The following is a 25,505-nucleotide window of genomic DNA, read 5'->3' on the forward strand; positions in this document are numbered from 1 at the left end:
TCTGTAAGCCAGAAAAGATCAGACATGTTCACCGCTCGTTTTCGAACCGTGAATCACGCCGCTATACGGAAATCAATGGGTCCTGAGCCTAGGCTTTCCAATGCTTTGTGGTAGATAGCGCGGCTAATTAACTTTTTGTACCCGGAAATTTTTTCCAAAAAGGTTTTGTCCTTGGAATTTTCCAAGATCAAATCGTTTGGTTGAATCCATAGTGACAGCGTTCCCTCATCTATGTCCTCTAAGTGCGACATTCTTAAGAGCGCGCTCTTACCGATACCCTTGTGCCCAACTAGAATTCTGAGTGGCAAACTTGAGCGAATGTTCTGGTAACTTTTGTTTTTAAAGAAATACTCTTTTAACCTGACTGGGTCTTCGTCTTCCGCTGTATCTGTTCCAAATAGTTTTTGAATAGTTTCATCATCAAATTGTTTGACCTGTTCAAGCACTTTCGCCTCCGAGAATTGGTACCTCTAGGATAGTTTTGCGAAGAGCAATGTTCAAGCAATGCGTGTGAAAAAACAATGGCATAGAAGCCATTGGTTGTTGGTGGCCCTATCCGTTACTTTGATGGACGAAATGCGTACCGCAAGGGTCTCCACCATACACTTACTTCCCTTACGGCCGGATAACTCCTCACCACTATTCCCCCACTCCACTGTGACCCACCTCACAGCCCCAACCCCTCCCTCCTGCTACACTTGACCCAACGGAACCCTCGGCAGGAGGCGCAGATGTCCACATCCATGATCCCCATCATCGCCCTCGGGTCGGCGGGTCTCTATTCCGTGGCCATGATTGCGATGAAGTTCTGGTGGAAACTCCCCGGCGTGGGCCTTGGCCTGCTGATCGTTGCGACCCTGCTTGCCGGAGCAACGCTGGAGCTTGCAGCGCTGCGCGAGGAACGGCTGGGTATCATCTATACCGGCATTCTGGGGGCCGAGGTCATCCTGATCGCCATTGCCTCGTATTTTTTGTTCGGAGAGAATTTCTCGTACCGTGAGGTCGCGGGGATTGGCCTTGTTTTGGTGGGAACGGCACTGGCATGGGCCTGATCGCGCTGCGCTTTCTGACACAGATCAAGGAGGGTTCCCGATCTCAATTCTATTGTCCGCGGAAACAGACTGGTAAAACACGAGGCCCCTATGTCGCCGCTGACACTGATCCTTCACATCTTCCTTGGTTCCACCCTTGCCGGGTCCGCTGTGATCGCGGTTCTGGTCATGGGCCACGCATCGTGGACAACCCTGCTGATCGCTGCGGTTGTTGGGTTTGTGGCGGCGTTTCCGGTCTCGTTTCTGGTGGCCCGCAAGCTCGAAAGCTGAACGCCCGGTTTAGACGCAAAGATCGGAATGTGTTATCCTCCGCACGGGGGACCGCGTTCAGGCGGTTTTTTCTTTACATGCTTGCAACGCCTGACCCTCAGAAATGAGAGGTTATTATGCACAAGTTCCTAATTGCGACCGCAACCATAGCCCTGACGCTCGGCCTGTCCGCAGGCCTGTCCGTGGCAGAAACCTATGACGCCACCAGCAAAGGCATGGGGACGAATGCGAACCAGGTCTATGGCATCTCGGACGGCCACGCGGTGGTGAATACGCAGACCGATTACGAAAGTTTCGAGGTCGCCGCCGGGCACCCTCTGGAAGGGGCGAGTGGATCGTGCTTCGGCGCGGTGCTGATCAATGGGGCCGGGGTCTCGGGCACCGGGAATTGCCTGTTCGACACTGCCGCAGGGGAAAAGGCGGTGATGACCTGGACGGCCACGGGGATCGGTGAGGACGGCGCCTTGACCGGTGAATGGACGGTTTCGGGCGGCTCGGGCAACTGGGCCAGCGCAACCGGAGGTGGAAGCTTTTCATCTCTGACCGACCCCGATACCAGGAAATTCGTGAATACGATCAATGGTAGTATTTCGGTCGAATAAAGTAACTTTTACAATGAATTAAGGCGGGGGCTGTGTCCCCGTCCACTGGAGTCGTCTGAGGGATCAATGAACCACAGATGAAGTTTCCCTTAGGTAAGTTGTATCCGGCTCTCTCGCTTCCAATCTGTTTAGCAGGCCAAGGACGGCCACTGTTTTGGAGGAGAGAGCCAATGACCAGATACATGACTGCCGGAGCAGCCGCTCTGGCCGCGACCCTCACCCTAGGAACGGCCGCTTTGGCCGATGCGCCGGACCTGCGCGGAACATGGCTGGGGTCGTATACGACCGTCTCGCCATCTCATACGCATCGCGGCGATGAACCCCGGTTCAATCAGGCCGAGTGGATGCTGGATATCCAGATTCAGGAGGAAAACGTCTTCTGGGGCCCCAGCAAATGGCGGCGCGATGGCGACACCGAGTGGAATGTGAATGAGGCCACCGGCACCATCAGCCTCGATGGGTCAGGCAGCATCGGGATCATCGAAACCTCACCACTGGTCATCGGTGCGAATGCGTTGATCGATGCCCGGTACGAAGACGGAAAGATCTTTGCGGATTTCCGTAGCCTGCGAAACGGAACGACCTACAGCACCGTTCTGGAACGTCAGGTGAACTGAAGCGTTTTCGGCCCGAGCGGTCTGTAGGGGGTACTGGCTGCGATGTGGAGCAGCGCATAATAGGTAATCCCGGTCGGGTCGGAGCGCTTCGCAGGAGACGGAACCAAAGCCTCTGACGGAAAGAGGCAGGTCGGACGGCCACTGCGCTGCCTGCGACAGGGTTTGGATCGCTACATGCCGGATTGAGGTATAGCCCGACATGGGCGATCCTGAGCTCGTGAACCTTCAGCACGGCGTTGCAGGAGGAGCAGGGCGCGCGTCCGGCTCTGGTTCCGTTTCCATGTCTATTGGACGTGTGAGACTCGGGCTGTATTCGAATCGCGGAACCGAAAATCGGCACAGGACACGCAATTTTCAAACTTAGGTGTCGTTTTAACCCCTTTGCAGTCGCAGAAACGCAGTCTGAATGGGCGTTTTGGCGTTGCGCAAAGTTTTCCTGCCTCAAACTGGCCGTGTCGCGCGACTTCCAGAGTTATCCCCAAAACGCTCCCAAAGGATATAAACACGTTATCCCCGGCTAAATTTCATGCTGCAGTGCTATTCTCTTGCCGGACCCCGGCCCTGGTGCAACGATCACCCTACCACAAAGGTTCCCAGGAGCCTGGGTGGGGCGCAAAGGCCAGGGGGTCGGCGCTGTGAGGGCGAATTTTAGGATTTGACTCGTTGCGCAGAGACTTACCGGTGGATGGACAGTTGATCGGGATTTCGCATCCGGGTCAGGTGACCAGCCTCTCAGAAGGCCGGCGCGGGCTGTGAGGTGCCTGTTGGCGCGGCATGGCGGCCTTGGTTCCTATCAGGGCCAGGGCAACTGGCTCGGGACGTCCCCCGGACGTGTCGACCCGGCAAGGCGTCAGGAGTGTCCGCTAGGATACGTGCATGGACAGCGTCCGCGCACCTGACGCCTTTTCCTTTTGCCGTATTTCGGCTTGAAACAGGCTGCCACTTTACCCTTGTTTGACAGGAAAGCGGGATTTTGTGTGTTCACAAGACCCGCTGTCCTGTCGGAAACGCAATGCAACGCCTATCCACCTGTAAGCCGAACCCTGCGGCAGGTCGGCTGATCTTCAACTGTATGCTGGGTGCCCGCTTTGCGACCTAACGATACCTAGGGCGTCAAAGGTTCTCCTGAACGTCCGTGGCTGCGTTCTGAATCGCGTCACCCGCTTTCTCAATGTCTTTGCCAGCGCCCTTTGTGGTTTCGCAGGCGGTGAGGGTGAACAGGGCAAGCCCAATCAGAAATGCACGGATCATCAGTATCTCCATTCGTGTTAGTCTTGTGTTGCGTAGCAGTTTTCCTTGAATTGAACCAGTGCTTTGAGGCCTGTTTGGTCTTTAAGGGTCGCCGAACCAAGCACGGCGATCAGAACGCGACAGGATTGTGCAATCAGCCTTTGTCTTCGCCGCAGAACATATCGTAGATCAGTTCGATCAAGCGACGCGGGCGGTCATCCGCCAGACGATAGTAGATCGCCTTGCCCTCGCGGCGTGGCGTTACCAGACCTTCAAGGCGCAAACGGGACAGCTGCTGGGACACGGCCGCCTGACGGGCGGACAGCAACCCTTCTAGCTCGGTTACTGATTTTTCACCTGACACCAGATGGCACAGGATCATCAAGCGACCTTCGTGGCTGATGGCTTTTAGGAAATTCGACGCGCGCGTTGCGTTTTCAACCATCTTGTCGAACGACTCGGGAGGCATATCTTGCGAAAGCTGGGGAAGGGCCATCGTTTTTTCCTTGTTTGCTCGAAAACAGAGCGGGCTTTGAGTGCGGGTTCTCAGAGTTGAGAGCCTTGATTACTTATTTTGCGCATGTATTTCCATATGCATGAATCAAAATGATGTGATGTGAGGGCGTCTATTTGTGTGGCGCTGTCCGAACTGGTTACGAAAGAGCAGGTTCAACACTCAAATTCCGGCTGCAGGGCATGAAGTCTCCGGTCCCCCTTGCAGCCCCCCTGTGGCGACACTAAGACTTGGGTAACGTTTCTTCGGGTAATGTCCCGATCCATAGCAAAGCAGGCAGGTTCAGAATGTTCGATCCAGTTGATACCTATATGAATACGCTCGTCCCGATGGTGGTCGAACAGACCAGCCGGGGCGAACGCGCCTACGATATCTTCTCGCGCCTTCTGAAAGAGCGGATCATCTTCATCAACGGGCCGATCCATGACGGGATGAGTCATCTGGTCGTTGCCCAGCTGCTGCATCTCGAGGCGGAAAATCCCAGCAAAGAAATCTCGATCTACATCAACTCGCCTGGCGGTGTTGTGACCAGCGGTTTGTCGATTTACGACACAATGCAGTATATCAAGCCGAAATGTTCAACATTGGTCATCGGTCAGGCGGCTTCGATGGGGTCAGTTTTGCTGGCCGGTGGCGAGAAGGGAATGCGGTTCTCGCTGCCCAACAGCCGCATCATGGTGCACCAGCCCAGCGGTGGCTATCAGGGTCAGGCTAGCGACATCATGATTCATGCGGCCGAGACGCAGAAGCTGAAGGATCGCCTGTATGACATATACGTGCGTCATACCGGCCAGACCAAAAAGGCGGTTGAAAAGGCGCTGGATCGTGACAATTTCATGAGCCCGGAAGAGGCGAAAGATTGGGGTCACATCGACGAAATCGTCGAAAACCGCGCCAAAATGGACGGTGACGAGGCCTGAGGTTGAGCCTCTGTGCGCGTTGTGCGGAGGCGCATTTTGAGATTGTAGCCGTCTCGGTGCTGGCCTAAGCTGCACCAATAGGCGGCAAGCGGTCCGAGGGGGACCGCAGGGACGAAGCCCGAAAGGTAGAACATGGCGACGAATTCAGGCGGCGACGGCAAGAACACGCTCTACTGTAGCTTCTGCGGCAAAAGCCAGCATGAGGTGCGCAAGCTGATTGCTGGACCGACCGTTTTTATCTGCGATGAATGCGTCGAACTGTGCATGGACATCATCCGCGAAGAGACGAAGGCCAGTGGGCTGAAATCTTCGGATGGTGTTCCGACACCCAAGGACATTTGCGAAGTTCTGGACGACTATGTGATCGGTCAGGCCACGGCAAAGCGGGTTCTGTCTGTTGCTGTTCACAATCATTACAAGCGGTTGAACCATGCCCAGAAAGCGGGCAGCGATATCGAGTTGGCCAAGTCCAACATCCTGCTGATCGGCCCGACCGGTTGCGGTAAGACCTTGCTGGCGCAGACGCTGGCACGTATTCTGGATGTGCCGTTCACCATGGCGGATGCGACCACGCTGACCGAAGCCGGTTATGTGGGTGAAGATGTCGAAAACATCATCCTGAAACTGCTGCAGGCCAGCGAGTACAACGTCGAACGTGCGCAGCGCGGCATCGTCTATATCGACGAGGTCGACAAGATCACGCGCAAGTCCGAGAACCCCTCGATTACCCGCGATGTGTCGGGTGAGGGCGTGCAACAGGCTCTGTTGAAGCTGATGGAAGGTACTGTGGCCAGTGTGCCGCCGCAAGGCGGCCGCAAGCATCCGCAACAGGAATTCCTACAGGTGGATACAACGAACATCTTGTTTATCTGCGGTGGTGCGTTTGCCGGTCTGGACAAGATCATCGCGCAGCGCGGCAAGGGGTCGGCCATGGGCTTTGGCGCCGATGTGCGCGACAATGATGAGCGCGGCGTGGGCGAAATCTTTAAGGATCTCGAACCGGAAGACCTGCTGAAGTTCGGCCTGATCCCGGAATTCGTCGGACGTCTACCGGTTCTGGCGACGCTGGAAGACCTGGACGAGGATGCTCTGGTCACCATCCTGACCAAGCCCAAAAACGCTCTGGTCAAGCAGTACCAGCGCCTGTTCGAACTGGAAGATGCCGAATTGGCCTTTACCGACGATGCGCTGAAGTCGATTGCGAAGAAAGCCATCGAACGGAAAACTGGTGCGCGTGGTCTGCGTTCGATCCTGGAAGATATCCTTCTGGATACGATGTTCGAGTTGCCGGGCATGAAGAACGTGACCGAAGTTGTGGTCAACGAAGAAGCCGTGTCGTCCGACAAGCAGCCTTTGATCATCTACGCGGATGCGGCTGAATCGGCCTCGGCCGGATAAGTTCAAGCCGAATTACCAATCACGGCGCGGCACTGACCGCGCCGTTTTCATGTGAGGCGCACTATGACGATCAAACGCATTTCCTCAGGCGGAGAATTTGAGGCCAAAATCGGCTATTGCCGCGCGGTGGTTGCCGGTGGTTGGGTTCATGTCGCCGGAACGGTCGGGCAGGGTGATGATGTGGTCATTCAATGCCGTTCCGCACTTGAAACGATCGAAAAGGCACTGACCAAGGCCGGGGCAAGTTTTGCCGACGTTGTGCGCGTGACCTACATGCTTCCGGACCGGTCAGAATTCGAACCTTGCTGGCCGATTCTGCGGGAGTATTTCGGTGACAACCCCCCGGTCACAACGATGATTGAATGCGGTTTGATCGACCCGAAATTTCGGATCGAAATCGAGGTAACGGCATATTCGCCGGAATAGCAGGTGCGGCCCTAGTGGCACTGGACCTTGGCGAGCCTTTGGTCCATATCTGCAGGAACAGAAATGTCGGAGGCAGCCGATGGGTATCCTGAACAGTCTTTTGCGGGCCGTAACCTGGTGGAACGGGGCCACCTTGAACACGCAGATCTATACTGCGCGGAAAGGTGAGAAAGTCGGTGAAGACAACGAAGGCAATATCTTCTACCGCAATGCTGACGACAGCAAGCGCTGGGTGATTTTCAACGGCGAAGCCGAGGCTAGCCGGATCGACCCCGATTGGCACGGATGGTTGCACCGCACTTGGGATGAGCCGCCGACCGATAAGCCGCTGCAGCACAAGTCCTGGGAAAAACCGCATCAGGAGAACCTGACGGGCACAGCTCTGGCTTATACACCTGCGGGGTCATTGCGCCGGCAAGACCCGGTCAAGCGCACGGATTACGAGGCCTGGAGCCCGGAATAGACGAGGCGAGCAATGTCGACCTATAACGTTACCGAAGTTCTTGTCGGTGGGGCCGTTCTGGCCTGCGCAGTAGCCTTTGGCGTTTATGCCAGCCAGTCCACCGGCCTGTCGCAGGGTGCCGCTGGATATCAGCTTGAGGCCTCTTTCCGCTCGCTCGAAGGTGTGGGTGTGGGCACAGACGTGCGTCTGGCCGGGGTAAAGATCGGCACTGTAACGGGCGTAACTCTGAACCCGGACACCTATCGCGCGGACACGACATTCTCGATTGCGGACGGCATCCAGGTGCCTGATGACAGCGCCATCGTCATTTCGTCCGAAGGTTTGCTGGGCGGTAATTTCGTTGAGGTGATGCCGGGCGGTTCTCCGTTCTATTTTGAGCCCGGCGATCAGGTCGAAGACACGCAAGGCGCTGTCAGCCTGATCTCGCTGCTGGTCAAATTCGTGGCCGGGGACGGCGGCGAATGAGGCGTTTTGCCCTGATCGCGGCGCTGCTGGCCGCCACGGGCGCAGTGGCACAGCAAAAGGCGCAGTCAGGCCCCGGGGCGATCCTGCGGGGCTTGGATAAGGTCAATGGCCAGACCGTAGATGTGGAAATGCAGAACGGCGAGACCACAACGGTTTTTGGTCTGGACGTGGCGCTTGGGGAATGCCGGTACCCGGCTGAGAACCCGACCGGTGATGCTTTTGCCTATCTGACGATCTGGGAAAAAGGCAAGCCGGATCAATTGTTTGATGGTTGGATGATTGCCACATCGCCGGCGCTGAACGCACTGGATCACGCGCGTTACGACGTCTGGGTAATCCGCTGTATAACCCCTTCGGGTGACTGATCCAGTGGTGCGGTAAAATCTGCGCTCGCGCTGATCGCGTCATCCAGATCCCGCCGGTATTGCGTTCGAGGAATTTCAATCGCACCCAATGACGCCAGATGCGCAGTCAGAAACTGCGCATCGAACAACTGAAACCCGGATTGCCGCAGGCGGTCCACCAGATAGGCCAGAGCGATTTTTGACGCGTCCTTCCGGCGCGAGAACATGCTTTCCCCAAAGAATGCAGCTCCCAGTGCAACACCGTAGACGCCGCCAACCAGATGGTCGGCCTCCCACACCTCAAGCGAGTGCGCGTGGCCCAAGTCGTGAATTTGCAGATAAAGGTCCCGCAACTCGGTGTTGATCCAAGTGTCTGCGCGATCCGCGCAGCCATCGACGACCCTGGCAAAGTCCTGATTGATCGTTACTGAATACCCGCATTTGCGGATACGGCGCGCAAGGCTACGCGAAACATGAAAGCCGTCGAGGGGAAAGATACCGCGAAATTTGGGATCAACCCAGAACAGCTCTGCAGCGTCGCGGTTCTCTGCCATCGGAAAAATGCCGATGGAGTATCCGTGCAATAAGAGTTCCGGGGAAAGGCTCATGCAGAATGCCCGAAGGTCGAAGGGTTGGCACCCTTCGACCCCACTGAGTTAATTGGCCATATTCTCCGCAAGCCAGCGCTCCAGCCAGTGGATGTTGTAGTTGCCGCTGTGGATGTCGGGCTCCTGCAACAGGGCGTGGAACAGCGGTACGGTGGTGTCGATGCCGTCCACGATCAGTTCACCCAAAGCCCGTTCCAGACGCGCCAGCGCCTCGGCCCGGTCACGGCCCTGAACAATCAGTTTGGCAATCAGAGAATCGTAGTAGGGCGGGATCGAATACCCGTCATACAGAGCCGAATCCATCCGCACACCCAGTCCTCCCGGCGCGTGATAGGCCGAGATTTTGCCCGGGCAGGGTGAGAAGTTCGGTAGCTTTTCGGCGTTAATCCGAACCTCGATGGCGTGACCGTTGATCTCCAGATCGTCCTGACCGAACGACATGTCCTCACCAGCGGCGACAAGGATTTGTTCGCGCACCAGATCGACACCAAAGATGCCTTCGGTCACCGGGTGTTCCACCTGCAGGCGGGTGTTCATTTCGATGAAATAGAACTCGCCATTCTCATAGAGGAACTCGATGGTGCCCGCGCCGATATAGTTGATCTTGGCAACAGCATCCGCACAGACCTTACCGATCTTGGCGCGTTCTTCCGGGGTGATGCAGGGGCCGGGGGCCTCTTCGAATACCTTCTGGTGACGACGCTGCAGGGAACAGTCGCGCTCACCCAGGTGGACCGCCTTACCCTTACCGTCGCCAAAGACCTGAATCTCGATATGGCGAGGTGTGGTCAGGTATTTCTCGATATAGACCTCGTCATTGCCAAAGGCGGCCTTGCCTTCGGCGCGGGCGGTCATGAAAGCGCTTTCCATCTCACCCGCGCTCTGCGCGACTTTCATGCCGCGCCCGCCACCGCCAGCGGTGGCTTTGATGATGACGGGATAGCCGAATTCTTCACCGATCTTCTTGGCGGTGGCCAGATCGGGCACGCCGCCGTCCGAACCGGGAACGCAAGGCACACCCAGCGCCTTCATGGTTTCCTTGGCGGTGATCTTGTCGCCCATGATGCGGATATGTTCCGCGGTTGGACCGATGAAAGTGATGCCGTGGTCCTCGACGATCTGCACGAATTCTGCGTTCTCGGACAGGAAGCCATAGCCGGGGTGGATCGCTTGCGCGCCGGTGATTTCACAGGCCGAAATGATCGCGGGCACGGACAGATAGCTTTGCGGGCTGGGCGGCGGGCCGATGCACACCGACTCGTCAGCCATGCGCACATGCATCGCGTCACTGTCGGCGGTGGAGTGGACGGCGACCGTCTTAATCCCCATCTCGCGCGCGGCGCGGATAACGCGCAGGGCGATCTCGCCTCGGTTGGCAATCAGGATCTTGTCGAACATTGGACCGCCTTACTCAACGATGACCAGAGGGGTGCCGAATTCTACAGCGTCGCCGTCACCCACCAGAATGCGCTTGATGGTGCCGGACTTGGGCGCGTGGATGTGATTCATGGTTTTCATTGCTTCGACGATCAGCAGCGTATCGCCTTCGGATACTGATGCACCAACCGAGATGAACGCGGGCGCACCGGGTTCGGGCTGCATATACACGGTGCCGACCATGGGCGAGGTCACAGCCCCGGGGTGGCTGGCCGGATCTTCCTGCGCTGCGGGTGCCTCAGCGGTGGCAGGTGCCGGTGCGGCAGCCGGTGCGACCGGTGCGGCGGCCGGAACCGCGACTTGAACCGGAGCGGCTACGGCCTGGTTCATGCGGCTAACGCGCACGTTCAGGCTGTCTTCCTCGCCATATTCGCGTTTGACCTGCAACTCGGTCAGGTCGTTCTCGCGCAGCAGTTCGGCCAGTGCCTTGATGAATGCCACATCCGCTTCGTGTTTGGTGTCTGTCATGAGTGTCCTCGACGGTTCCCCTTTGGCCCGTCTGTTCCATGCGGGCTTTGGTCTGATTACGCAGCGTTATAAGCCATGCGCCCGGCCATGAAAAGCGCGTCTGGGCCTGTCAGATGGCGGTTTTAACGAAGATTTCGAGGGGAAAGGAGATTACAGCGGCATTCCCGATAGTTTCGCCACCAGTTCGGGCAGTTTGCGGGCCCCGAATTTTTCCAAAAGGCGGGCGCGGTAGGCCTCGATCGTGCGATAGCTGAGGTCCAGTTCGGCTCCGATTTCCTTGGCGGACAGGCCGCGGCAGGACAAGATCGCGACCTCGCGTTCGCGCGCGGTCAGTTCGACCAAGGGGCGTTCTTCCGAGATGTCTGAAAAGCTCCAGATTCCGTGGCGAAACGGGTCGTCGGGGGTCAGTGAGCGTCCGCGCGCGCGGCACCAGAACAGGTCGCTGTTGCGTCGCCGCATGACGCGTTCGTCCGTGTAATAACCGGTGTCGCGCATCACCTGCAGGCTGCGTGCACCGATACGTTCCCAGTCCGCCACTGACGGATAAAGGTGCAACAGGGGCATGTTGCGGTAGTCGGCGGCCTCACCACCAAAGGTTCGGGCGAACTGCAGATTGCAGCGCCGGATGATCCGGTTCTCCAACTCGACAAGCCCAATTGGTGCATATTCAAAGGCGGGATCGCTCATGCGGCTATCGTGCCGGGATTTCAGCAGAAATAGAAGGGGGCCCGCGCAGATTCTGCATGGACATTGCCCGCATCGGGCGATCGCGTTTTGTCAAGATTGTAAATGACCTATGAAAACTACGGCTTAACCTATAGAAATAAATCAAGAGTTCTGAAAATAGGTTGAGGTTAATATCCTATGGTTTCGCTTTGGAAGCGGTGAGAACATGCGCGATACGCTGACAGGCAGCCGTATTCGGGAAAGGCGTCAGATTGCCGGTCTCCGGCAGGCGGAACTTGCGCGTCAGGTCGGGATTTCAGCGTCATATCTGAACCTTATCGAACATAATCGCCGCCGGATTGGCGGCAAGTTGCTGGTCGATATCGCGGCAACGCTGGCCGTGGAACCGTCGGTTCTGACGCGGGGGGTCGAGGCCACGTTGATAGCGGCGCTGCGCGAGGCCGCGGCCGATGCCGTTGGCCAGCAGGCGGAACTGGACGGGCTCGAGGAGTTCGCCGGGCGGTTTCCCGGATGGGCGGGGGTGTTGGCGCAGATGCACCGCCGGGTCGTGTCGTTGGAGCGCACCGTGGAAACGTTGTCGGACCGTCTGACTCACGACCCGCACCTGGCGGCCTCGATGCACGAGGTTCTGTCAACCGCTGCTGCGATTCGGTCAACCGCTGCGATCCTAGCGGATACGCAGGACATCGAACCCGAATGGCAGGACCGTTTTCACAGCAACCTACACCAGGATGCTGAGCGTTTGGCTGAAAGCTCCAAGTCGCTGGTCGCATATTTGGATGAAAGCGATTCTGACGGCGATCACCGCGGCGTACCGTTGGAAGATGTTGAAGCGTTTTTCGAGGCGCACGAGCACCATTTCCCCGAGATCGAAAGGGGCGGAGGGGAAGTGGATATTGACCTAAGTGATCTGGACTCGAGCGCGGCAAGAACCTTGACCAGCGACTTTCTCAAAGTTTACGCCGCGGATGCCCGGGTAATACCACTGGACCAACTGCAGGCTGCGCTAGCTGAGGCCCCTCTGGACCCGCTGCAACTGGCGGCGCGGTTTTCAGTTAACGTTGCAACGGTGCTTAGGCGGTTGGCGACTCTGCCGGGCGGGTATCTTGGGCGGCCGACTGGGCTCGTGGTGTGCGATGCCTCCGGCAGTATTCTGTTCAGCAAATCCGTGACTGGTTTTGCCATGCCGCGCTTTGGTGAGGCCTGCCCCCTGTGGCCGCTGTTTCAGGCGTTGAACCGGCCGTTGGTCCCCATCCGCAAACGCATCGTACAGCTTGGGCGGACTGCGGCGGTGTTCGATTGCTACGCCTATGCGTGGCCGCAGCACATAACCGGCTTTGATGACGGGCCGGTCTATCGTTCGATAATGTTGGTGCGGTCGGTCGAGGATGTTGCGCAGGATGATCAAGTGGTTGCCCGGGTTGGTCCCAGCTGCAGGGTTTGCCCCAGCAGCGATTGCGCATCCCGTCGTGAACCGTCGATTCTGAGCGAAGGTTTTTGACAGATTCCTGACAGAACGCGTAAGCTGGCAGAGACGGGTCGATCAGTTTACGACCCGTCACGGGGAGGACAGATAATCATGAGCCGCAGGGTTCTGCTAATTGAGGATGAGCCGAACATTGCCGAGGCCATTCGGTTCCTGCTGACACGTGAGGGTTGGCAGGTTGAAACGCACGCCGAAGGCAGCGACGCACTGCAGGTTATTCAGGGCGCAAATCCGGATCTTGTTATTCTTGACGTGATGCTGCCGGGCAAAAGCGGGATGGAGATTTTACGAGACCTGCGCGACGTGGACGGTATGCAGAACCTGCCGGTTCTGATGCTGACCGCCCGAGGGCAGTCCCGGGATCGGGAGATGGCCGAAAACGCCGGGGTCAGCCGTTTCATGACCAAGCCGTTTTCCAATACCGAGATGTTGACTGCTGTGCGGGACCTGCACGCGCAGGCAACGCAGTCATGAGTTCGGACGAAGACCGTCAGCCTACGGGCGTCCGGCCTTCGCTGTTTCTAGAGCGGCAGAGCTATCGTCGCCGCAGATTGTCGGATGCCGCCCGACTGCTGCCCTTTCTGGGCGCGGCCTTAGTGGCCATCCCGTTGTTATGGCCCGATGGTCAAGACACGCAGGAGGGCGTGTCGTTGTCTTCTGCGATCTTTTACATCTTCACTTGCTGGGTAGCGATGATCCTGGCCAGTCTGGTGTTTGGATTTGCCGCCAGACGCATGGGGACCCACGATGAATCCGAACCCGAGACGGACCGATGGCAACGCTGAACATTCTGATTCTGGTTTGCCTGGGCTATGTTGTTCTGCTGTTCGGCGTCGCGTTTGCTGCCGACAGAATGGCTGCCGCCGGGCGGGGGGCATGGCTGCGATCGCCGTTGATTTATACGCTGTCGCTGTCGATCTACTGCACCGCGTGGACGTTTTATGGTGCTGTCGGCAACGCCGCGCGGTCGGGGCTGGAGTTCGTCACGATCTATCTGGGCCCGACGTTGGTAATGATCAGCTGGTGGTGGGGTCTGCGCAAACTGGTGCGGGTCGGGCGCAGTCAGAGGGTGACCTCGATTGCCGACCTGATTTCCTCCCGCTATGGAAAGTCCAACACGCTGGCAATCTGCGTGACCATTCTGGCGGTGCTGGGCGGCACCCCCTATATCGCGCTGCAGCTGCAGTCCATCACTCTGTCATTTTCGATTTTTGCCGAGGCTGACCCCTCCGGCCTCTATCGTGAAGGCTCCAGCGTGTTCTGGGTTGCGGCCGGGCTGGCCGTGTTCGCCATCCTGTTCGGCACCCGCAATCTGGACGTCAACGAACGCCACCACGGGGTTGTCACAGCCATTGCGCTGGAATCGGTGGTCAAGCTATTTGCCCTGCTTGCGGTCGGAGCCTTTGTGGTCTGGGGTGTCGCGGGCGGCGTCGGGCCAATGATGGACCGCATCGATGCGTCCGAGATCGGACAATGGAACGTGGACGCGGGGCGCTGGACCACTTTCATCTTTCTGTCCGCAGCGGCCTTTGTCTGCCTGCCGCGCATGTTTCAGGTGATGGTGGTCGAGAACGCAGATGAGGGGCATCTGAGAACCGCCGCGTGGGCTTTCCCGCTGTACCTGCTGTTGATGAGCCTTTTTGTGGTGCCCATTGCCGTTGTTGGTCTGGACCTGTTGCCCGAAGGTTCGAACCCGGACCTGTTCGTGCTGACCGTACCACTGTCTCAGGGCAATGACTGGCTGGCGATGCTGTCCTTTATCGGGGGCTTTTCTTCGGCCACGTCCATGGTCATCGTGACGGCCATGGCGCTTTCGACGATGGTTTCGAACCACGTGGTCATGCCGATCTGGCTGAGTACGCAGGAAGGGTCAGGTTCCGTATCCGGTGATGTCAGGAACGTGGTGCTGTTGGCGCGACGTGTGTCAATCGCGGTGATCATGGCGCTGGGCTACTATTACTACCTGTTGTCCGGCGGCGGCGCGGCCCTAGCCTCGATCGGGTTGATAGCCTTTGCTGGGGTTTCCCAGATTCTACCCGCTTTGGTCGGCGGCCTGTTCTGGCGTGGGGCAACACGGACCGGCGCCCTGGTAGGGTTGACGGTAGGGTTTCTGCTTTGGGTCTACACTTTGCTACTGCCAGGGATGGACGGAGTGTTGATGCCCGAGACGGTGCTGCAAAACGGCCCGTTCGGTCTTGGTTGGTTGCGCCCGCAGGCCCTGTTCGGGATCGAAGGGATGGACCCGATGGTACATACCGTGATGTGGTCACTGTCCCTCAACACCATCGCATTCTGCATCGCCTCGTTGCTAAGTTTCCCCAGCCCGCTGGAGCGCCTGCAGGGGGCCCAATTCGTCAACGTCTTCGATCATTCTGTCGCGCCCCGCGGCTGGTCTGGCTCGGTTGCGCAAAGCGAAGACCTGATGATCATGACCCAGCGGATACTGGGCGCAGGCCCCGCGCAGGAGTTCTTTCAGGCCGAGGCGGAACAGCAGGGCGGGCGTTCCAGCCTGCCGGAACCCACCCCCGTGTTTCTGGAAAGGCTTGAGCGCGAGTTGAGCGGCTCTGTTGGGGCGGCGACAGCCCATGCGATGATCGGTCAGATCGTCGGCGGCTCTTCGGTGTCGGTCGAGGACCTGCTGGCCGTGGCAGATGAATCCGCGCAACTTCTGGAATACTCCAGCCAGCTGGAAGTGAAATCCGCAGAACTAAGCCGAACCGCGCGGCAATTGCGTGAGGCAAACACAAAGCTGACGCAAATCTCGGAACAGAAAGACAGCTTCCTCAGCCAGGTCAGTCACGAACTGCGCACCCCCATGACGTCAATCCGCGCGTTTTCCGAGATCATGCGCGATACCGAGGGGCTGAGTGGGGAAGAGCAGACGCGTTATGCCGCGATCATTCACGACGAAGCCTTGCGCCTGACCCGGTTGCTGGACGACCTTCTGGACCTGAGCGTGTTGGAAAGCGGGCGGGTGAATTTGAATGTCGGTGACGACACGCTGCGCTCGGTGCTGGATCGGGCTGTGTCCAGCGCGCTGGCCGGCTCGAACCGGAACCTTACGGTGCGGCGCTCGAAAACGGCTGAACGTATCCCGCTGCAAACCGATCTGGACCGGTTAGGGCAGGTCTTTATCAACCTTATTTCCAACGCACAAAAATACTGTGACGCCGATGAGCCTGTGCTGACGATCTCGGCCCATGATGTCGGCGGGCAGGTGGTGATTGATTTCGCCGATAATGGTAGTGGCATCCCGCCCGAGGCCCGCTCCATGGTGTTCGAGAAATTTGCCCGCGTGGGCGTTGACAAGGCTGGCGGCGCCGGGTTGGGCCTGGCGATCTGCCGTGAGATCATGCAGCGTTTGGGCGGAGAAATCACTTATCTGCCGGGGCAGGGCGGGGCGGCGTTTCGTGTCAGACTGCCAATAGCCTATCAACAGGCGGCGCAGTGACAGGGTTGTAAAGACATTCGTAACCTGAACCGGGTTAGACCGAATGTCGGATACAGCAATCACAAGCGGTTTTGGGGCATGACGCAAACGGTCAGCGCAGCATTGGCGCGCAAGCTTTCAGTGGGGCAGGAAGAACAAGGTGACAAGCCGCGTTCGATCCTGCGGGCGCTGCGGTTAGCCTTTGCCCGGGCCGCCGGGGACCGATTGCAGCTGCCCATGGTCGTGATCGGCGCCAGACAATACCACCGAACGTCGGATGTGTTGACGGAACAGGTCGGGGAAGACTGGCTGCTGTTGCAGTTTGTCGACGGTGACGGGATGTCTGCGGCCGTCTGCATGGATCTGGGTGCGGTTTCGGCCATCGTTCAGGTGCAAACCATTGGCGAGGTGATGGCGGACGCACCCTCGCCCCGCGCGTTCACGCACACGGATGGGGCAATGGTGGCACCTTTTATCGAAGATGCTTTGGCGCGCGCAGTCAATTTGGTTGAAGCACAGTTGGATCAATCCAGCTTGTCGGGGTTTGAATTTGCCGCCCGTCTTGCTGATTTGCGCACGTTGTCGCTGGCCATGGTCGAAGACGCGTATCGGGTGTTTGACCTGACCGTCGAACTGGGTGGTGGTTTGCGGCAAGGGCAGATTTCCGTGATCCTGCCGGACCGAACCGCAGAGGATACCGGCGAAGTCACGCAAGGCGGCACGGGCCCAAATCTTGAACATGCGTCGGGGGTATTGCGGGCCGAACTGAACACGGTGATCTGCCGCATGTCGCTGCCTCTGGCATCTCTGTCTCACCTCAAATTGGGTGACGTTCTGCCGCTGACGGGGGCAAAGCTGGAACGTGCAGAAGTCCTGACAATTGATCGCAACCGTGCTGCAATTGGCCGGTTGGGACAATGCGGAGGGATGCGCGCGGTACGTCTGAACGAATACGCGCCGCTGGCGGCGTTAACCCAATCTGATGCTGAGGAATTTCTTGAGGCTAGCTCGACCACAACGCCGCGACCTGATCCGGGCTTGCCCGCGCCAACGGAACTATCGCAAATACAGACTACGTTCGATCCAGGGGTAACAGTCGATTTCAAGTCCAACCTAAATTTCACCGATTCAGACCGGATGGTGGCCGAGATATCGCAACTTGCCGGCCTGAAGCAATCGGACACAGATTCAGGCGGTCGTAGTTAAATCAACCGGTTACGCCGCGAATTTGGTCAAGGGTCGGGCGCAGGTTTTCTAGTGCGTAACCCGCTTTGGTGGTGGCATCCAGAATGTCGTCGGTGCTCATCCGATCACACTGACCCAGCGCCCAAACCACAGAACACCGTGTGCCCGAGGCGCAATAGGCCAGAACCGGCCCGTTGCAGCTTTCGGCCAGCTCGCGTTGCAGGGCTACATTCGCGGGTGTCATGGTCTGGTGGGTCAGCTCCAGAACTTCGTACTCCAGTCCGGCGGCACGTACTGCTTCACCGATCGCATCCGATTGCATATTCACCGGAACTTCGACATTGGGCCGGTTGCAGATCACTTTGACAAAGCCAGCTTCAGCAATGGCTGGAACGTCCTCGACCGTGATTTGCGGCGAGACGGCGTAGCGGGGGGTAATCGGGCGAATCTCCATGGCAATTGATTAGGCCGCCTTTGCGACTCTGTCCAGTTGCGCGCTCAGAGTTGGTGCCGCGTACATTCCCGCGAGCATGGCAATCACAAAGACGGCACCACCAACGCCACCAAAGCTGAGCGAGGCAAGGGCAGGCCCGGGGCATAGTCCCGCCAGCGCCCAGCCCATCCCGAACAGCACTGAACCCAGGATTAGACGGCGGTCCAGTTCTGGTGTGGCGGGTTGCGGAAATTGTCCGCCGGCTAGGGGGCGTCGATAGGTCGTCAATCGCCAGGCAATCAGCATTGGCAGGATTGCTCCGCCCATCACGAAGGCAAGCGTTGGGTCCCAGTGCCCGAAAAAATCCAGCCAGCCTTGTACTTTGGTCGTGTCGGTCATACCGGACAGCAGCAGACCTGCGCCGAAAAGTGATCCTGAAAGAAGGGAAATCAGTGCGCGCATCAGATCACCCCCCAAACATGACGGAACAAGGTAATCGTCACAACTCCGGCCCCGATATAGATCAGGGTGGCGACGATGCCGCGCAGCGAGAAGCGCGATATCCCGCAGACGCCGTGACCAGACGTGCATCCGTTGGCGATGCGCGTTCCGACCCCCACAAGCAGACCGGCGAGGATCACCACGGCGATATTACTGGTCAGATGTGTCTCGGGTGCCGGAGAGAGCAGGGGGCGCAGCAACAGGGGCATTCCGATCACGCCTGCCAGAAAACCCAGCCTTTCCAGCGACCGGTCGCTGTTGTCGACCAACCCTCCCAAAATTCCGCTGGCCCCCATGACGCGCCCGTTGCCCAGCAGGTAAACGGCCGCGCCAAGCCCAATAAGAAGGCCTCCGCCAAGGCCCCATATCCAGTCTGTATGCATTTCGTGTCCTTTGCTGTGCTGCGGCCAGTATTTCAGAGTTTGTTCAGGGGAAGCTTCAGAAACACGTCGCCGTGTTCATCCGCCGGAGGCATTTGCCCTGCGCGCATGTTGACCTGCAGAGATGGCAGGATCAGGCGCGGCATGGCCAGTGTCGCGTCCCGGGCGTCGCGCATCTCGACAAATTCCTCGATCGAGCGGCCTTGGCCAATGTGGACATTCAGCGCCTTCTGCTCGCCGACTGTTGTTTCCCAGGCATATTCATCACGCCCGGGTGCTTTGTAGTCATGCCCGACAAAAACCCGCGTTTCATCCGGCAGCGCCAGGATTTTCTGGATCGAGTCATACAGCAATGCAGAGGACCCACCGGGAAAGTCGCAGCGCGCCGTGCCGAAGTCCGGCATGAAAAGGGTGTCGCCGACAAAAGCTGCATCGCCGATCACATAGGTCAGACAAGCCGGTGTATGACCGGGCGTGTGCAGCACGTCACCGCGCATCTGCCCAACGTGAAAACTGTCGCCTTCGCGAAAAAGGGCGTCGAACTGGCTACCGTCGCGCTGAAACTCGGTGCCTTCGTTGAAGATCTTGCCGAAGGTTTCCTGAATGGTGACGATCTGGTCACCGATACCGATTTTACCGCCCAGTTCCTGCTGCAAATAGGGGGCCGCTGACAGATGATCGGCGTGGACGTGGCTTTCCAATATCCAATCGACCCGCAGATTGTTCTTCCGCACATGGTTAATGATCTGATCGGCTGAGCGCGTGCTGGTGCGGCCCGAGGCGTGGTCGAAATCCAAAACACTGTCGATAACCGCGCAGGAAAGGCCTTCGGGTTCTTGCGCGAGGTAGGAAACCGTAAAGGTCTCGGGGTCGAAAAACGCTTTCACATTGGGTGTCATGTAGCCCTCCACCGGTGTAGTTATTTCACATATTAATTATGGAATATATTATAATCAACATGCGTAATTTGATGCTGGTCAAGGCAAGGAAGTCTCAGTATGAGTAAAATCTAGTCAATTCGCTTTTGAACAACCGGAGCGGCAGGGTTCATCGGCGGATTCCCGCGCTATTTTTTGGTAATCTGGGCGGGTCTTAAAATGGTCACATAAATCGGAGTAAATGAAGACATTTGGGAGGATGGAGATGTCGTCAATCAATTTATATTCAGAAGCTGAGCAACTTGAAAAAAAACTCAACGGCGCGTGCCTGGATACGCGACTTGCCCTTCAGCCAAGTGTAACCAAGGTGATCGAACGGATGCGTCAGGAAGGTATACATATACCATCGCGCTTGCGGCAACTGGATGCAGCCCTGTGTGAAGATGCCATGGAGGCGCGCTTTGATAACCTGCCAGTCTAAGCTGGTCGGTTAGCCAAAGGAAATCCCTAGGATTACCACCATCAAGCCAATCACTGACAGAAATAACGAAGCCAGATTCCACGGCAGAACACCCTGAACAACAGCGCGCAGTTCTTCGTCCGAGAGGCCGGATTTGCGCGCTTTCATCACGTGTCCAATACACCAGACTAGGCCCACAAGCCCGGCAAGCGACAGGGCGGCGCCGCCCCAGGTGATGAATTCGAACATGGTTCCCCACATTTGCTTGTCACGTTCACTTGCGCTTAGCCGAGAACCCCCGCTCACACAAGCCCGCCTGCGATTGGGCGCTTGCGGCGCGGGCGGCAGCGATGTATCCGGCATATTGCCCGATGCATAGCAACAGAAATCTACCTCTGGGAGAGACGTAAATGGATGACATGACCGAAGATCAGGCCTCTGCCAACTATCGCGTAACCGCAGGCGAGCTGCGCCAGTTCATCGAACGGTTCGAGCGACTGGATGCGGAAAAGAAGGATCTGGCGGAACAGCAAAAAGAGGTGATGGCCGAGGCCAAAGCCCGAGGCTACGATACCAAGGTCATGCGCAAGGTGATCGCTCTGCGTAAACGCGACAAAGACGATATCGCCGAGGAAGAGGCCGTGCTGGAAATGTATAAAGAAGCGTTGGGCATGAGCTGAAGCTCGCCTGACGGTAACCTTCAGACGTTCGAAACATGTGTGCCCCGCAGGGATTGCGTTGATCCGGGGCACGCGCCACAGGATTTCTTCTTCTGGCCGCGGTGGCCTTGAAGTAGGCGCGGATTGATTCGAGATTTCTGTCGGTCGTGCGTGATACAGGTAAGGCCTCAAGTCGGATGTCCGCACAGTGACGGCTTCAGAACACCGGTGCCCCCAAAAGCGCGATCAGGGTTGTAGAACCCGAATTCCGGGAATTGCGCCAAGCCGTTCTAGATCCTGTTCATAAAGTTCCGAAAATGCGTCTACGATTTCGGTGCTCCACCCGGGCAGGTCCAGTTCTTCTTCGATTTCTTCCGGTTGCGCGTGATTGTCGAATATACGAGCCATGTGTTCGTGCAGGCTCGCCTTGCTTTGCCCCGCATCCTGATCGGTCAGCGTGAGGACTTCGTTCTGACCGGCTTCATCCAGCAAAGAAAGCAACAATTCGTGCTCATCCTGCAAGGGCGTGTCTTCGTCAAGGTCAGCCAAAGCGCGAATGATGTCACCCCAGATAAAGGGGGTGTCTTCGTTGCTCCACAAAGTAATCTGAACACTGGGTGCAAGATCCCGGATGTCTTCAATCATGCCAATCCAGCTTAGGCAGCTCAGATCAGTATCCCGAATTGCGTCGGTGCGTGCTTCCTCTGGCAGTGACATCAGCAGTTTTGGGACGAAGCTGCCCGGATTTCTAAGTCCCATGAAGAGCTCAACCTCGTGGTCGTGGAAGCCCTGTTCCAGCAATGCCATTCTGCGGCCTGCGAAAGGGTACAAATGCCCATCCCGCAGCGCTGACTCAGGTTCACCTGCAAAACTGGCGCTGGTGTAGATTGCACGTCGGGTGCCCCCACTGGGCAGAATGCCATTGATTTTCTTCTGGATCGAGAACTCGGTAGGGGCGACTTCGAACCCGTCAAATGCTGGTTTGAACACGCGTTTGTATCGTCGCGGACCAAAAAAGGCCACGCCTTGTGTTGCCAAAGCGGATGCGTTTTTTGTCAACGAGGTTAACACCCGACCCTCGTCGGTAAGAGCTACGCCTGCGTGGATAGCAATCTGCATTTTAGGTTCTTGTCCTTGCTTTTTGCCCCGCTTGCCGGGTTACCGTCTGGGACCAGAACAGTCAAACCAAAGCCAGTTTGCGCAGAAGGATCTTTGCGCAGTCAGAAAAACTGCCAATCCCTAAGTTCAGATAAAAATATGGGCTTGCAGTCCACAACAAGAGAAAGTAATCGACACCAAGTGCCCCTATAGCTCAGCTGGTAGAGCAACTGATTTGTAATCAGTAGGTCCGCGGTTCGAGTCCGTGTGGGGGCACCATTTATATAAAGAATACCTTTAAATATCAATGAGTTATAGGGGAGATCCAGTTTTCCTATGGACACTTCTATGGACAGTTAACTCACTTGCCTCTTGCAAAGATATATTGCGGCGTTCGGTTGAGCATGTGAACAACGATTCTGTTGAAGGCGACTATGGCGACGTTGCAGGCATGCATTGCCTGTTTGACAGTTTGAAGCAGGTTGATCCTCTCGCGCCGCAAGTTGACCGCCAGCAACGCGCTCAGCGCAGCGACGACGTTATCCGAGGCATCACAGGGCATGTGTCAGGGCAAGGGCATCTGGGGAACCACAAGACACGCCTGAACGATACACCGGAGGGACTGGCGATCCTTCGGGAAGCTTTGGAAGCTGTTGAATATTGGTAAGCTCATTGTGGGCAGGGGTAGCTTTCCATCAACGCTTGTTTGACTACCAAAAACGCTGACTGGCTGTGGAATTCCTTCGTCGCTGCATCCACTTTGACGCCGCTTCCGCCATTTGCGTTGTTCCAGTCGCTTCGGGTAAGCAATACGGGGCACGCATGTTTTCATTCTAAGCCGCGCCGAAAAGTTCCAGAATCACTTGCCCGTCTACAACTTTCTTCTCCGATGATGGACTATTTCGGTGCCGACTGAATTATTGAAGATGCGTAATATGCAATACCTGCGAATGCCGCGACCCATACTACATAGAACAAGCACCAAAGCCGTTTTTTCCCTTTGAATGCGCGCCAGCGGTTTCTATGGACGGTGTATTCTCCAAGGTCTTCGAAAATGAGGGGGCCAATTGCCAAAATCGCGAGGGTTACCGGAACGAGTGCGATGCAAAGACCCAGAAGCACATTTTTTGCTTTTTCTGGGTCTTCCAAAACGTATGATGCAATGCCGAACCAACCGGCTGTTGCAAACAAAAACGCTAACCCGAACAGTATCGTGTCATAGATGAATACACTTAGACGTAGTATGAGGGGCACTAACGGAACAAGTGCTAAAGTTCCCAATAGCATGGCAAACATAAAGACTTGAGTCTCAACACTAAACACAGCGTTAGCGCCTCGGTTTAGTTCCTCTGGGTCGTTTTTTAACCAGTGCAAAATTAGAGTAGGTGGAGCGCTGAGTGTGCCAATGACAAGGCCTTTCACCGCACAATCGAGCCTCGGTGAGAGGAATTCTTTATGCCGCTTGATTTTGGCTGATAGCCCCTGTTCATCCGCGTAGTTCATCTCAGTCATGGCATCCGTCGTTTTCTACTTTTTGCTCGAAGGTGCTTTAAGCCGAGTATTTCTTGTACTTCAACCTAGGATTGAAGCTGCAGGGGCATTTTCAGATGGCCCTCGTTAGCAGGGCCTTTCTTTGCTTGCGTTGTGCCCCGTGCAATCGCGTTTTCGAGATCCGACGCTACGCGAACCCATAAACCTTGCACGCATTGGTTAACGCCACCGCCAAAGTTACATTCTGATGATTTGCGGCTTTGGGTAGGGGACCGCCCGCTAACGCGGGCTAACTTTGGTGCCGCCTTTGAATTCGTTCAACCAGCGGAAAAAACTGTTCTTCGTGCCTCACCACATATTCGAAACCAAAAGTGTTTCTAAGTGCTGTTGTCATCTCATGCTGAGATGGTAGTTCGCTTGAAGTGGTCTGTGCTTCATTTCGCCCGTAATCGAAAAGGCGGTCTGTTAGGGCATGGAGCAGAGCAATGTCGTAAAGCGATCCAGTGTCATGTTGCGGGTTGCTTAGACCTTGTAAGCGCGCCCTTTGAACTTGATACCATGATACAAGTTCAAATGTTTTTGCAGCGGCATCATCGTCGATGTGTTCGATAACTTGCTTTAGGACCTCGATCGATGGCGTCGGGAGAGTTGGCCTATCATTGGTTTGTTCTGTCAGATATCTACCCGTTTCCCGAGCATATCCCATGAGTTCACTTAGAGCATCGGGCATCCGTGCTCTCGCAGCCATCTTCTTTCGTTTCAATTGGTTCCTGTATCGCTTCCTCTCATTGCCAGTTTGCCAGAGCATCACTGCAATAGTTAACAGTGCAGCAGTAAGAGCTAGCAGCGATCCTATGAGGGTCTGCCAATCTTTAGCGAGGTGGTAATTTTCACACCAAGAGTAGTTCATAGTTGCCTTGTGTTCAGGGAGGGGATTTTCAGATGGCCCTCGGGCTTCGAAGCGCTTATTTCTAAGCGCGCTACCGGTTTAAAACTCCGAGAAAAGAAGTGCGGATGACGAGAAGTGCAACAATTTTCAGATTGAGTGTGCTGGCTACTTTGGTCCCAGAATATCCTTTAGACTAATGTCAACTTTAAAAGAAATGATCTTGGAAATCTTAGCGATGAGACCTTCACTCGGTCGAACGCTAATGTTCTGTCTAAGTAAGCGGCCAGTTTCAGTGATCTCAAGCGTAAGGTCACCGTCTACCAGATAGCCTTTTTCTTTGAACTCTTCGACGATTTCCCGAAGATCGGAAGTCTCAGCGATCAAAGAGTTCTGCGACAACTCGTGCCCGTGTTCCGCTGTTAATGTTAAGCCAGTCTGCAACGCATCGCCGGTTGTGCTGCCACGATCAAGCAAACCAAGAGCAAGACGATCTGTTGGTGGATAGAAGTATTGGTAAATCTCAAGTGCTTTGAGACGATCCTGTACTTCATCAATGTGCTTTGTTGTTTCAAAAAGCTCCCAATCACTTTCGGAAAGCTCATAAGTTGGGATTGGACAAATACCTTGTTCTCGATCACCAGCTAGGCTGTCAACTTTCGAAAATTCTGTAATTAGATCGGTGGCCGATTGTAAGAGGCCGCCCTCAGACGTTGGAACAACTTTGTTCCAATCTATGTCATGTAGCTGCTCAACGACATTAAAGATATGTGTTTTGAGGGGCAGTGAACTGCGTATGGCAGAATTGTAGAAGTGTTCAGATGGCCCACCAAGTAGTTCTGTAATTTCGGCATTACTACTTTCGCCTTTTTGCAGTGCAGAGCCGAGGGTCAACATCTTGGGGATGTCAAGCGATCCCTGTTCAGTGAAGAAGATTTTCCTTGCAGCATAGGCGAGGTCGATTGCCATCGGCCTCGCAACCAGCACACGGAGATCGGGAACAGTTGCTTGCACGTCTCCGCGAAGTGTCCGTCGTCAGGGATTTTGGGACAGATGGCGCTCTGATCTAAGAGAGGATGTGGCCCATCTGATTGGTCTGATTATGCGGCGGATTTGC

General features: G+C 56.4%; 34 protein-coding genes and 1 tRNA gene. 19 read left to right on the plus strand and 16 right to left on the minus strand.

Translation table 11 applies throughout. The annotated features are described in order from the left end of the window. Window positions 1–53: 53 nt before the first annotated feature. Window positions 54–446 carry a hypothetical protein gene (locus ACR0IK_RS23410; protein WP_480643532.1) on the minus strand — a complete coding sequence of 131 codons (393 nt, stop codon included), beginning with the start codon at window positions 444–446 and terminating at the stop codon, window positions 54–56. A gap of 285 nt (window positions 447–731) precedes the next feature. Between ACR0IK_RS23410 and ACR0IK_RS23415 the strand changes: the two genes are divergently transcribed. From ACR0IK_RS23415 to ACR0IK_RS23430, 4 genes are all read left to right on the plus strand, one after another. Next, window positions 732–1,052 carry a hypothetical protein gene (locus tag ACR0IK_RS23415; RefSeq protein WP_480593839.1) on the plus strand — a complete coding sequence of 107 codons (321 nt, stop codon included), beginning with the start codon at window positions 732–734 and terminating at the stop codon, window positions 1,050–1,052. 90 nt (window positions 1,053–1,142) lie between these two features. Next, window positions 1,143–1,322 carry a CTP synthetase gene (locus ACR0IK_RS23420; RefSeq protein WP_480643533.1) on the plus strand — a complete coding sequence of 60 codons (180 nt, stop codon included), beginning with the start codon at window positions 1,143–1,145 and terminating at the stop codon, window positions 1,320–1,322. A gap of 116 nt (window positions 1,323–1,438) precedes the next feature. Next, a complete protein-coding gene (locus ACR0IK_RS23425; RefSeq protein WP_480643535.1) occupies window positions 1,439–1,924 on the plus strand; it encodes a hypothetical protein in 486 nt (161 codons plus the stop codon). A gap of 170 nt (window positions 1,925–2,094) precedes the next feature. Next, window positions 2,095–2,541: a hypothetical protein gene (locus ACR0IK_RS23430; protein ID WP_480593836.1), complete on the plus strand. Its 447-nt coding sequence runs from the start codon at window positions 2,095–2,097 to the stop codon at window positions 2,539–2,541. 1,113 nt (window positions 2,542–3,654) lie between these two features. Here ACR0IK_RS23430 and ACR0IK_RS23435 read toward each other — a convergent pair. After that, a complete protein-coding gene (locus ACR0IK_RS23435; protein ID WP_480593835.1) occupies window positions 3,655–3,792 on the minus strand; it encodes an entericidin A/B family lipoprotein in 138 nt (45 codons plus the stop codon). Window positions 3,793–3,925: 133 nt separating this feature from the next. Further along, a complete protein-coding gene (locus ACR0IK_RS23440) occupies window positions 3,926–4,267 on the minus strand; it encodes an ArsR/SmtB family transcription factor (protein WP_480593834.1) in 342 nt (113 codons plus the stop codon). A gap of 305 nt (window positions 4,268–4,572) precedes the next feature. On the opposite strand from ACR0IK_RS23440, the gene ACR0IK_RS23445 reads away from it, so the two are divergent. The 6 genes from ACR0IK_RS23445 (at window position 4,573) to ACR0IK_RS23470 (ending at window position 8,322) form a co-directional block, all read left to right on the plus strand. Then, on the plus strand, window positions 4,573–5,205 hold the full coding sequence (locus ACR0IK_RS23445) for an ATP-dependent Clp protease proteolytic subunit (protein WP_058282412.1): 633 nt from the start codon (window positions 4,573–4,575) through the stop codon (window positions 5,203–5,205). Window positions 5,206–5,337: 132 nt separating this feature from the next. Further along, window positions 5,338–6,603, plus strand: coding sequence for an ATP-dependent Clp protease ATP-binding subunit ClpX (gene clpX / locus ACR0IK_RS23450; RefSeq protein WP_058282413.1), 1,266 nt, complete (start codon window positions 5,338–5,340; stop codon window positions 6,601–6,603). Between the two features lie 63 nt (window positions 6,604–6,666). Further along, a complete protein-coding gene (locus tag ACR0IK_RS23455; protein ID WP_480643536.1) occupies window positions 6,667–7,029 on the plus strand; it encodes a RidA family protein in 363 nt (120 codons plus the stop codon). Window positions 7,030–7,108: 79 nt separating this feature from the next. Continuing rightward, window positions 7,109–7,492 (plus strand): NADH:ubiquinone oxidoreductase subunit NDUFA12, encoded by a 384-nt coding sequence (locus ACR0IK_RS23460; RefSeq protein WP_480593832.1) that lies wholly within the window; start codon window positions 7,109–7,111, stop codon window positions 7,490–7,492. A gap of 12 nt (window positions 7,493–7,504) precedes the next feature. Further along, window positions 7,505–7,957: an outer membrane lipid asymmetry maintenance protein MlaD gene (gene mlaD, locus ACR0IK_RS23465; RefSeq protein WP_480593831.1), complete on the plus strand. Its 453-nt coding sequence runs from the start codon at window positions 7,505–7,507 to the stop codon at window positions 7,955–7,957. Continuing rightward, the gene (locus ACR0IK_RS23470) at window positions 7,954–8,322 is read left to right on the plus strand and encodes a DUF2155 domain-containing protein (RefSeq protein ID WP_480643537.1); all 369 of its coding nucleotides are present in this window, start codon (window positions 7,954–7,956) and stop codon (window positions 8,320–8,322) included. Before mlaD ends, ACR0IK_RS23470 begins: the two co-directional genes overlap by 4 nt. Here the strand turns inward: ACR0IK_RS23470 and aat are convergent. The 4 genes from aat to ACR0IK_RS23490 form a co-directional block, all read right to left on the minus strand. Then, window positions 8,277–8,909 (minus strand): leucyl/phenylalanyl-tRNA--protein transferase, encoded by a 633-nt coding sequence (aat, locus tag ACR0IK_RS23475; protein ID WP_480643538.1) that lies wholly within the window; start codon window positions 8,907–8,909, stop codon window positions 8,277–8,279. The genes ACR0IK_RS23470 and aat overlap by 46 nt on opposite strands. 48 nt (window positions 8,910–8,957) lie before the next feature. Further along, the gene (accC, locus tag ACR0IK_RS23480) at window positions 8,958–10,307 is read right to left on the minus strand and encodes an acetyl-CoA carboxylase biotin carboxylase subunit (RefSeq protein ID WP_480643540.1); all 1,350 of its coding nucleotides are present in this window, start codon (window positions 10,305–10,307) and stop codon (window positions 8,958–8,960) included. 9 nt (window positions 10,308–10,316) lie between these two features. Beyond that, window positions 10,317–10,814 carry an acetyl-CoA carboxylase biotin carboxyl carrier protein gene (gene accB, locus ACR0IK_RS23485; RefSeq protein WP_480643541.1) on the minus strand — a complete coding sequence of 166 codons (498 nt, stop codon included), beginning with the start codon at window positions 10,812–10,814 and terminating at the stop codon, window positions 10,317–10,319. A 150-nt stretch (window positions 10,815–10,964) separates the two neighbouring features. Continuing rightward, on the minus strand, window positions 10,965–11,501 hold the full coding sequence (locus ACR0IK_RS23490; RefSeq protein ID WP_170326802.1) for a LuxR C-terminal-related transcriptional regulator: 537 nt from the start codon (window positions 11,499–11,501) through the stop codon (window positions 10,965–10,967). A gap of 205 nt (window positions 11,502–11,706) precedes the next feature. Between ACR0IK_RS23490 and ACR0IK_RS23495 the strand changes: the two genes are divergently transcribed. From ACR0IK_RS23495 to ACR0IK_RS23515, 5 genes are all read left to right on the plus strand, one after another. Beyond that, a complete protein-coding gene (locus tag ACR0IK_RS23495) occupies window positions 11,707–13,002 on the plus strand; it encodes a short-chain fatty acyl-CoA regulator family protein (protein WP_480643543.1) in 1,296 nt (431 codons plus the stop codon). Between the two features lie 78 nt (window positions 13,003–13,080). Then, complete coding sequence (locus ACR0IK_RS23500) at window positions 13,081–13,461, plus strand: response regulator transcription factor (protein ID WP_480643544.1); 381 nt, start codon at window positions 13,081–13,083, stop codon at window positions 13,459–13,461. Further along, window positions 13,458–13,772, plus strand: a complete 315-nt coding sequence (locus ACR0IK_RS23505; RefSeq protein ID WP_480593824.1) for a hypothetical protein — start codon at window positions 13,458–13,460, stop codon at window positions 13,770–13,772. The genes ACR0IK_RS23500 and ACR0IK_RS23505 overlap by 4 nt, the downstream gene beginning before the upstream one ends. Beyond that, the gene (locus tag ACR0IK_RS23510) at window positions 13,760–16,438 is read left to right on the plus strand and encodes an ATP-binding protein (protein WP_480643546.1); all 2,679 of its coding nucleotides are present in this window, start codon (window positions 13,760–13,762) and stop codon (window positions 16,436–16,438) included. Before ACR0IK_RS23505 ends, ACR0IK_RS23510 begins: the two co-directional genes overlap by 13 nt. A gap of 78 nt (window positions 16,439–16,516) precedes the next feature. Beyond that, the gene (locus ACR0IK_RS23515) at window positions 16,517–17,623 is read left to right on the plus strand and encodes a FliM/FliN family flagellar motor C-terminal domain-containing protein (RefSeq protein ID WP_480643548.1); all 1,107 of its coding nucleotides are present in this window, start codon (window positions 16,517–16,519) and stop codon (window positions 17,621–17,623) included. A gap of 1 nt (window position 17,624) precedes the next feature. On the opposite strand, the gene ACR0IK_RS23520 is transcribed toward ACR0IK_RS23515, so the two are convergent. From ACR0IK_RS23520 to ACR0IK_RS23535, 4 genes are read right to left on the minus strand one after another with little or no spacing between them, the layout of a single operon-like run. Continuing rightward, on the minus strand, window positions 17,625–18,056 hold the full coding sequence (locus ACR0IK_RS23520) for a protein tyrosine phosphatase family protein (protein WP_480593821.1): 432 nt from the start codon (window positions 18,054–18,056) through the stop codon (window positions 17,625–17,627). A gap of 9 nt (window positions 18,057–18,065) precedes the next feature. Beyond that, window positions 18,066–18,497 carry a DUF6691 family protein gene (locus ACR0IK_RS23525; RefSeq protein WP_480643550.1) on the minus strand — a complete coding sequence of 144 codons (432 nt, stop codon included), beginning with the start codon at window positions 18,495–18,497 and terminating at the stop codon, window positions 18,066–18,068. Next, window positions 18,497–18,919, minus strand: coding sequence for a YeeE/YedE family protein (locus ACR0IK_RS23530; RefSeq protein WP_480643552.1), 423 nt, complete (start codon window positions 18,917–18,919; stop codon window positions 18,497–18,499). Before ACR0IK_RS23530 ends, ACR0IK_RS23525 begins: the two co-directional genes overlap by 1 nt. 32 nt (window positions 18,920–18,951) lie before the next feature. After that, on the minus strand, window positions 18,952–19,815 hold the full coding sequence (locus ACR0IK_RS23535; protein ID WP_480643553.1) for an MBL fold metallo-hydrolase: 864 nt from the start codon (window positions 19,813–19,815) through the stop codon (window positions 18,952–18,954). Window positions 19,816–20,059: 244 nt separating this feature from the next. Between ACR0IK_RS23535 and ACR0IK_RS23540 the strand changes: the two genes are divergently transcribed. Then, a complete protein-coding gene (locus ACR0IK_RS23540) occupies window positions 20,060–20,275 on the plus strand; it encodes a hypothetical protein (protein ID WP_480593817.1) in 216 nt (71 codons plus the stop codon). 9 nt (window positions 20,276–20,284) lie between these two features. On the opposite strand, the gene ACR0IK_RS23545 is transcribed toward ACR0IK_RS23540, so the two are convergent. After that, the gene (locus ACR0IK_RS23545) at window positions 20,285–20,503 is read right to left on the minus strand and encodes a hypothetical protein (RefSeq protein WP_480593816.1); all 219 of its coding nucleotides are present in this window, start codon (window positions 20,501–20,503) and stop codon (window positions 20,285–20,287) included. A 161-nt stretch (window positions 20,504–20,664) separates the two neighbouring features. On the opposite strand from ACR0IK_RS23545, the gene ACR0IK_RS23550 reads away from it, so the two are divergent. Then, window positions 20,665–20,934, plus strand: a complete 270-nt coding sequence (locus tag ACR0IK_RS23550; RefSeq protein ID WP_170445087.1) for a DUF2312 domain-containing protein — start codon at window positions 20,665–20,667, stop codon at window positions 20,932–20,934. A gap of 225 nt (window positions 20,935–21,159) precedes the next feature. Here ACR0IK_RS23550 and ACR0IK_RS23555 read toward each other — a convergent pair whose 3' ends face one another. Beyond that, window positions 21,160–22,032, minus strand: coding sequence for a hypothetical protein (locus ACR0IK_RS23555; protein ID WP_480643555.1), 873 nt, complete (start codon window positions 22,030–22,032; stop codon window positions 21,160–21,162). Window positions 22,033–22,214: 182 nt separating this feature from the next. Here ACR0IK_RS23555 and ACR0IK_RS23560 point away from each other — a divergent pair. Together ACR0IK_RS23560 and ACR0IK_RS23565 are read left to right on the plus strand one after the other, a co-directional pair. Beyond that, a tRNA-Thr gene (locus ACR0IK_RS23560) sits at window positions 22,215–22,290 on the plus strand. A gap of 127 nt (window positions 22,291–22,417) precedes the next feature. Beyond that, the gene (locus ACR0IK_RS23565) at window positions 22,418–22,678 is read left to right on the plus strand and encodes a hypothetical protein (RefSeq protein ID WP_480643556.1); all 261 of its coding nucleotides are present in this window, start codon (window positions 22,418–22,420) and stop codon (window positions 22,676–22,678) included. Window positions 22,679–22,908: 230 nt separating this feature from the next. Here the strand turns inward: ACR0IK_RS23565 and ACR0IK_RS23570 are convergent, their stop codons facing one another. The 3 genes from ACR0IK_RS23570 to ACR0IK_RS23580 all read right to left on the minus strand — a co-directional run bounded on the left by ACR0IK_RS23570 (window position 22,909) and on the right by ACR0IK_RS23580 (window position 25,402). Continuing rightward, on the minus strand, window positions 22,909–23,523 hold the full coding sequence (locus ACR0IK_RS23570) for a hypothetical protein (RefSeq protein WP_480643557.1): 615 nt from the start codon (window positions 23,521–23,523) through the stop codon (window positions 22,909–22,911). Between the two features lie 268 nt (window positions 23,524–23,791). After that, a complete protein-coding gene (locus tag ACR0IK_RS23575) occupies window positions 23,792–24,412 on the minus strand; it encodes a hypothetical protein (RefSeq protein WP_480643558.1) in 621 nt (206 codons plus the stop codon). A 144-nt stretch (window positions 24,413–24,556) separates the two neighbouring features. Continuing rightward, window positions 24,557–25,402 carry a hypothetical protein gene (locus ACR0IK_RS23580; protein ID WP_480643559.1) on the minus strand — a complete coding sequence of 282 codons (846 nt, stop codon included), beginning with the start codon at window positions 25,400–25,402 and terminating at the stop codon, window positions 24,557–24,559. Between the last annotated feature and the right edge of the window lie 103 nt (window positions 25,403–25,505).

The sequence above is a fragment of the Ruegeria sp. BF7 genome (genome assembly GCF_056538605.1).

Excerpts from the sequence above, each read along its gene's own strand:
- ACR0IK_RS23520 (WP_480593821.1), bottom strand. The coding sequence starts at position 18,056 with ATGGAGATTCGCCCGATTACCCCCCGCTACGCCGTCTCGCCGCAAATC.
- aat (WP_480643538.1), bottom strand. The coding sequence starts at position 8,909 with ATGAGCCTTTCCCCGGAACTCTTATTGCACGGATACTCCATCGGCATT.
- ACR0IK_RS23470 (WP_480643537.1), top strand. The coding sequence starts at position 7,954 with ATGAGGCGTTTTGCCCTGATCGCGGCGCTGCTGGCCGCCACGGGCGCA.
- ACR0IK_RS23530 (WP_480643552.1), bottom strand. The coding sequence starts at position 18,919 with ATGCATACAGACTGGATATGGGGCCTTGGCGGAGGCCTTCTTATTGGG.
- ACR0IK_RS23430 (WP_480593836.1), top strand. The coding sequence starts at position 2,095 with ATGACCAGATACATGACTGCCGGAGCAGCCGCTCTGGCCGCGACCCTC.
- ACR0IK_RS23545 (WP_480593816.1), bottom strand. The coding sequence starts at position 20,503 with ATGTTCGAATTCATCACCTGGGGCGGCGCCGCCCTGTCGCTTGCCGGG.
- ACR0IK_RS23535 (WP_480643553.1), bottom strand. The coding sequence starts at position 19,815 with ATGACACCCAATGTGAAAGCGTTTTTCGACCCCGAGACCTTTACGGTT.
- ACR0IK_RS23550 (WP_170445087.1), top strand. The coding sequence starts at position 20,665 with ATGGATGACATGACCGAAGATCAGGCCTCTGCCAACTATCGCGTAACC.
- ACR0IK_RS23425 (WP_480643535.1), top strand. The coding sequence starts at position 1,439 with ATGCACAAGTTCCTAATTGCGACCGCAACCATAGCCCTGACGCTCGGC.
- clpX (WP_058282413.1), top strand. The coding sequence starts at position 5,338 with ATGGCGACGAATTCAGGCGGCGACGGCAAGAACACGCTCTACTGTAGC.
- ACR0IK_RS23500 (WP_480643544.1), top strand. The coding sequence starts at position 13,081 with ATGAGCCGCAGGGTTCTGCTAATTGAGGATGAGCCGAACATTGCCGAG.
- ACR0IK_RS23455 (WP_480643536.1), top strand. The coding sequence starts at position 6,667 with ATGACGATCAAACGCATTTCCTCAGGCGGAGAATTTGAGGCCAAAATC.
- ACR0IK_RS23510 (WP_480643546.1), top strand. The coding sequence starts at position 13,760 with ATGGCAACGCTGAACATTCTGATTCTGGTTTGCCTGGGCTATGTTGTT.
- ACR0IK_RS23570 (WP_480643557.1), bottom strand. The coding sequence starts at position 23,523 with ATGACTGAGATGAACTACGCGGATGAACAGGGGCTATCAGCCAAAATC.
- ACR0IK_RS23555 (WP_480643555.1), bottom strand. The coding sequence starts at position 22,032 with ATGCAGATTGCTATCCACGCAGGCGTAGCTCTTACCGACGAGGGTCGG.
- ACR0IK_RS23505 (WP_480593824.1), top strand. The coding sequence starts at position 13,458 with ATGAGTTCGGACGAAGACCGTCAGCCTACGGGCGTCCGGCCTTCGCTG.
- mlaD (WP_480593831.1), top strand. The coding sequence starts at position 7,505 with ATGTCGACCTATAACGTTACCGAAGTTCTTGTCGGTGGGGCCGTTCTG.
- ACR0IK_RS23525 (WP_480643550.1), bottom strand. The coding sequence starts at position 18,497 with ATGCGCGCACTGATTTCCCTTCTTTCAGGATCACTTTTCGGCGCAGGT.
- ACR0IK_RS23515 (WP_480643548.1), top strand. The coding sequence starts at position 16,517 with ATGACGCAAACGGTCAGCGCAGCATTGGCGCGCAAGCTTTCAGTGGGG.
- ACR0IK_RS23415 (WP_480593839.1), top strand. The coding sequence starts at position 732 with ATGTCCACATCCATGATCCCCATCATCGCCCTCGGGTCGGCGGGTCTC.
- ACR0IK_RS23445 (WP_058282412.1), top strand. The coding sequence starts at position 4,573 with ATGTTCGATCCAGTTGATACCTATATGAATACGCTCGTCCCGATGGTG.
- ACR0IK_RS23490 (WP_170326802.1), bottom strand. The coding sequence starts at position 11,501 with ATGAGCGATCCCGCCTTTGAATATGCACCAATTGGGCTTGTCGAGTTG.
- accC (WP_480643540.1), bottom strand. The coding sequence starts at position 10,307 with ATGTTCGACAAGATCCTGATTGCCAACCGAGGCGAGATCGCCCTGCGC.
- accB (WP_480643541.1), bottom strand. The coding sequence starts at position 10,814 with ATGACAGACACCAAACACGAAGCGGATGTGGCATTCATCAAGGCACTG.
- ACR0IK_RS23435 (WP_480593835.1), bottom strand. The coding sequence starts at position 3,792 with ATGATCCGTGCATTTCTGATTGGGCTTGCCCTGTTCACCCTCACCGCC.
- ACR0IK_RS23575 (WP_480643558.1), bottom strand. The coding sequence starts at position 24,412 with ATGAACTACTCTTGGTGTGAAAATTACCACCTCGCTAAAGATTGGCAG.
- ACR0IK_RS23440 (WP_480593834.1), bottom strand. The coding sequence starts at position 4,267 with ATGGCCCTTCCCCAGCTTTCGCAAGATATGCCTCCCGAGTCGTTCGAC.
- ACR0IK_RS23460 (WP_480593832.1), top strand. The coding sequence starts at position 7,109 with ATGGGTATCCTGAACAGTCTTTTGCGGGCCGTAACCTGGTGGAACGGG.
- ACR0IK_RS23420 (WP_480643533.1), top strand. The coding sequence starts at position 1,143 with ATGTCGCCGCTGACACTGATCCTTCACATCTTCCTTGGTTCCACCCTT.
- ACR0IK_RS23495 (WP_480643543.1), top strand. The coding sequence starts at position 11,707 with ATGCGCGATACGCTGACAGGCAGCCGTATTCGGGAAAGGCGTCAGATT.
- ACR0IK_RS23540 (WP_480593817.1), top strand. The coding sequence starts at position 20,060 with ATGTCGTCAATCAATTTATATTCAGAAGCTGAGCAACTTGAAAAAAAA.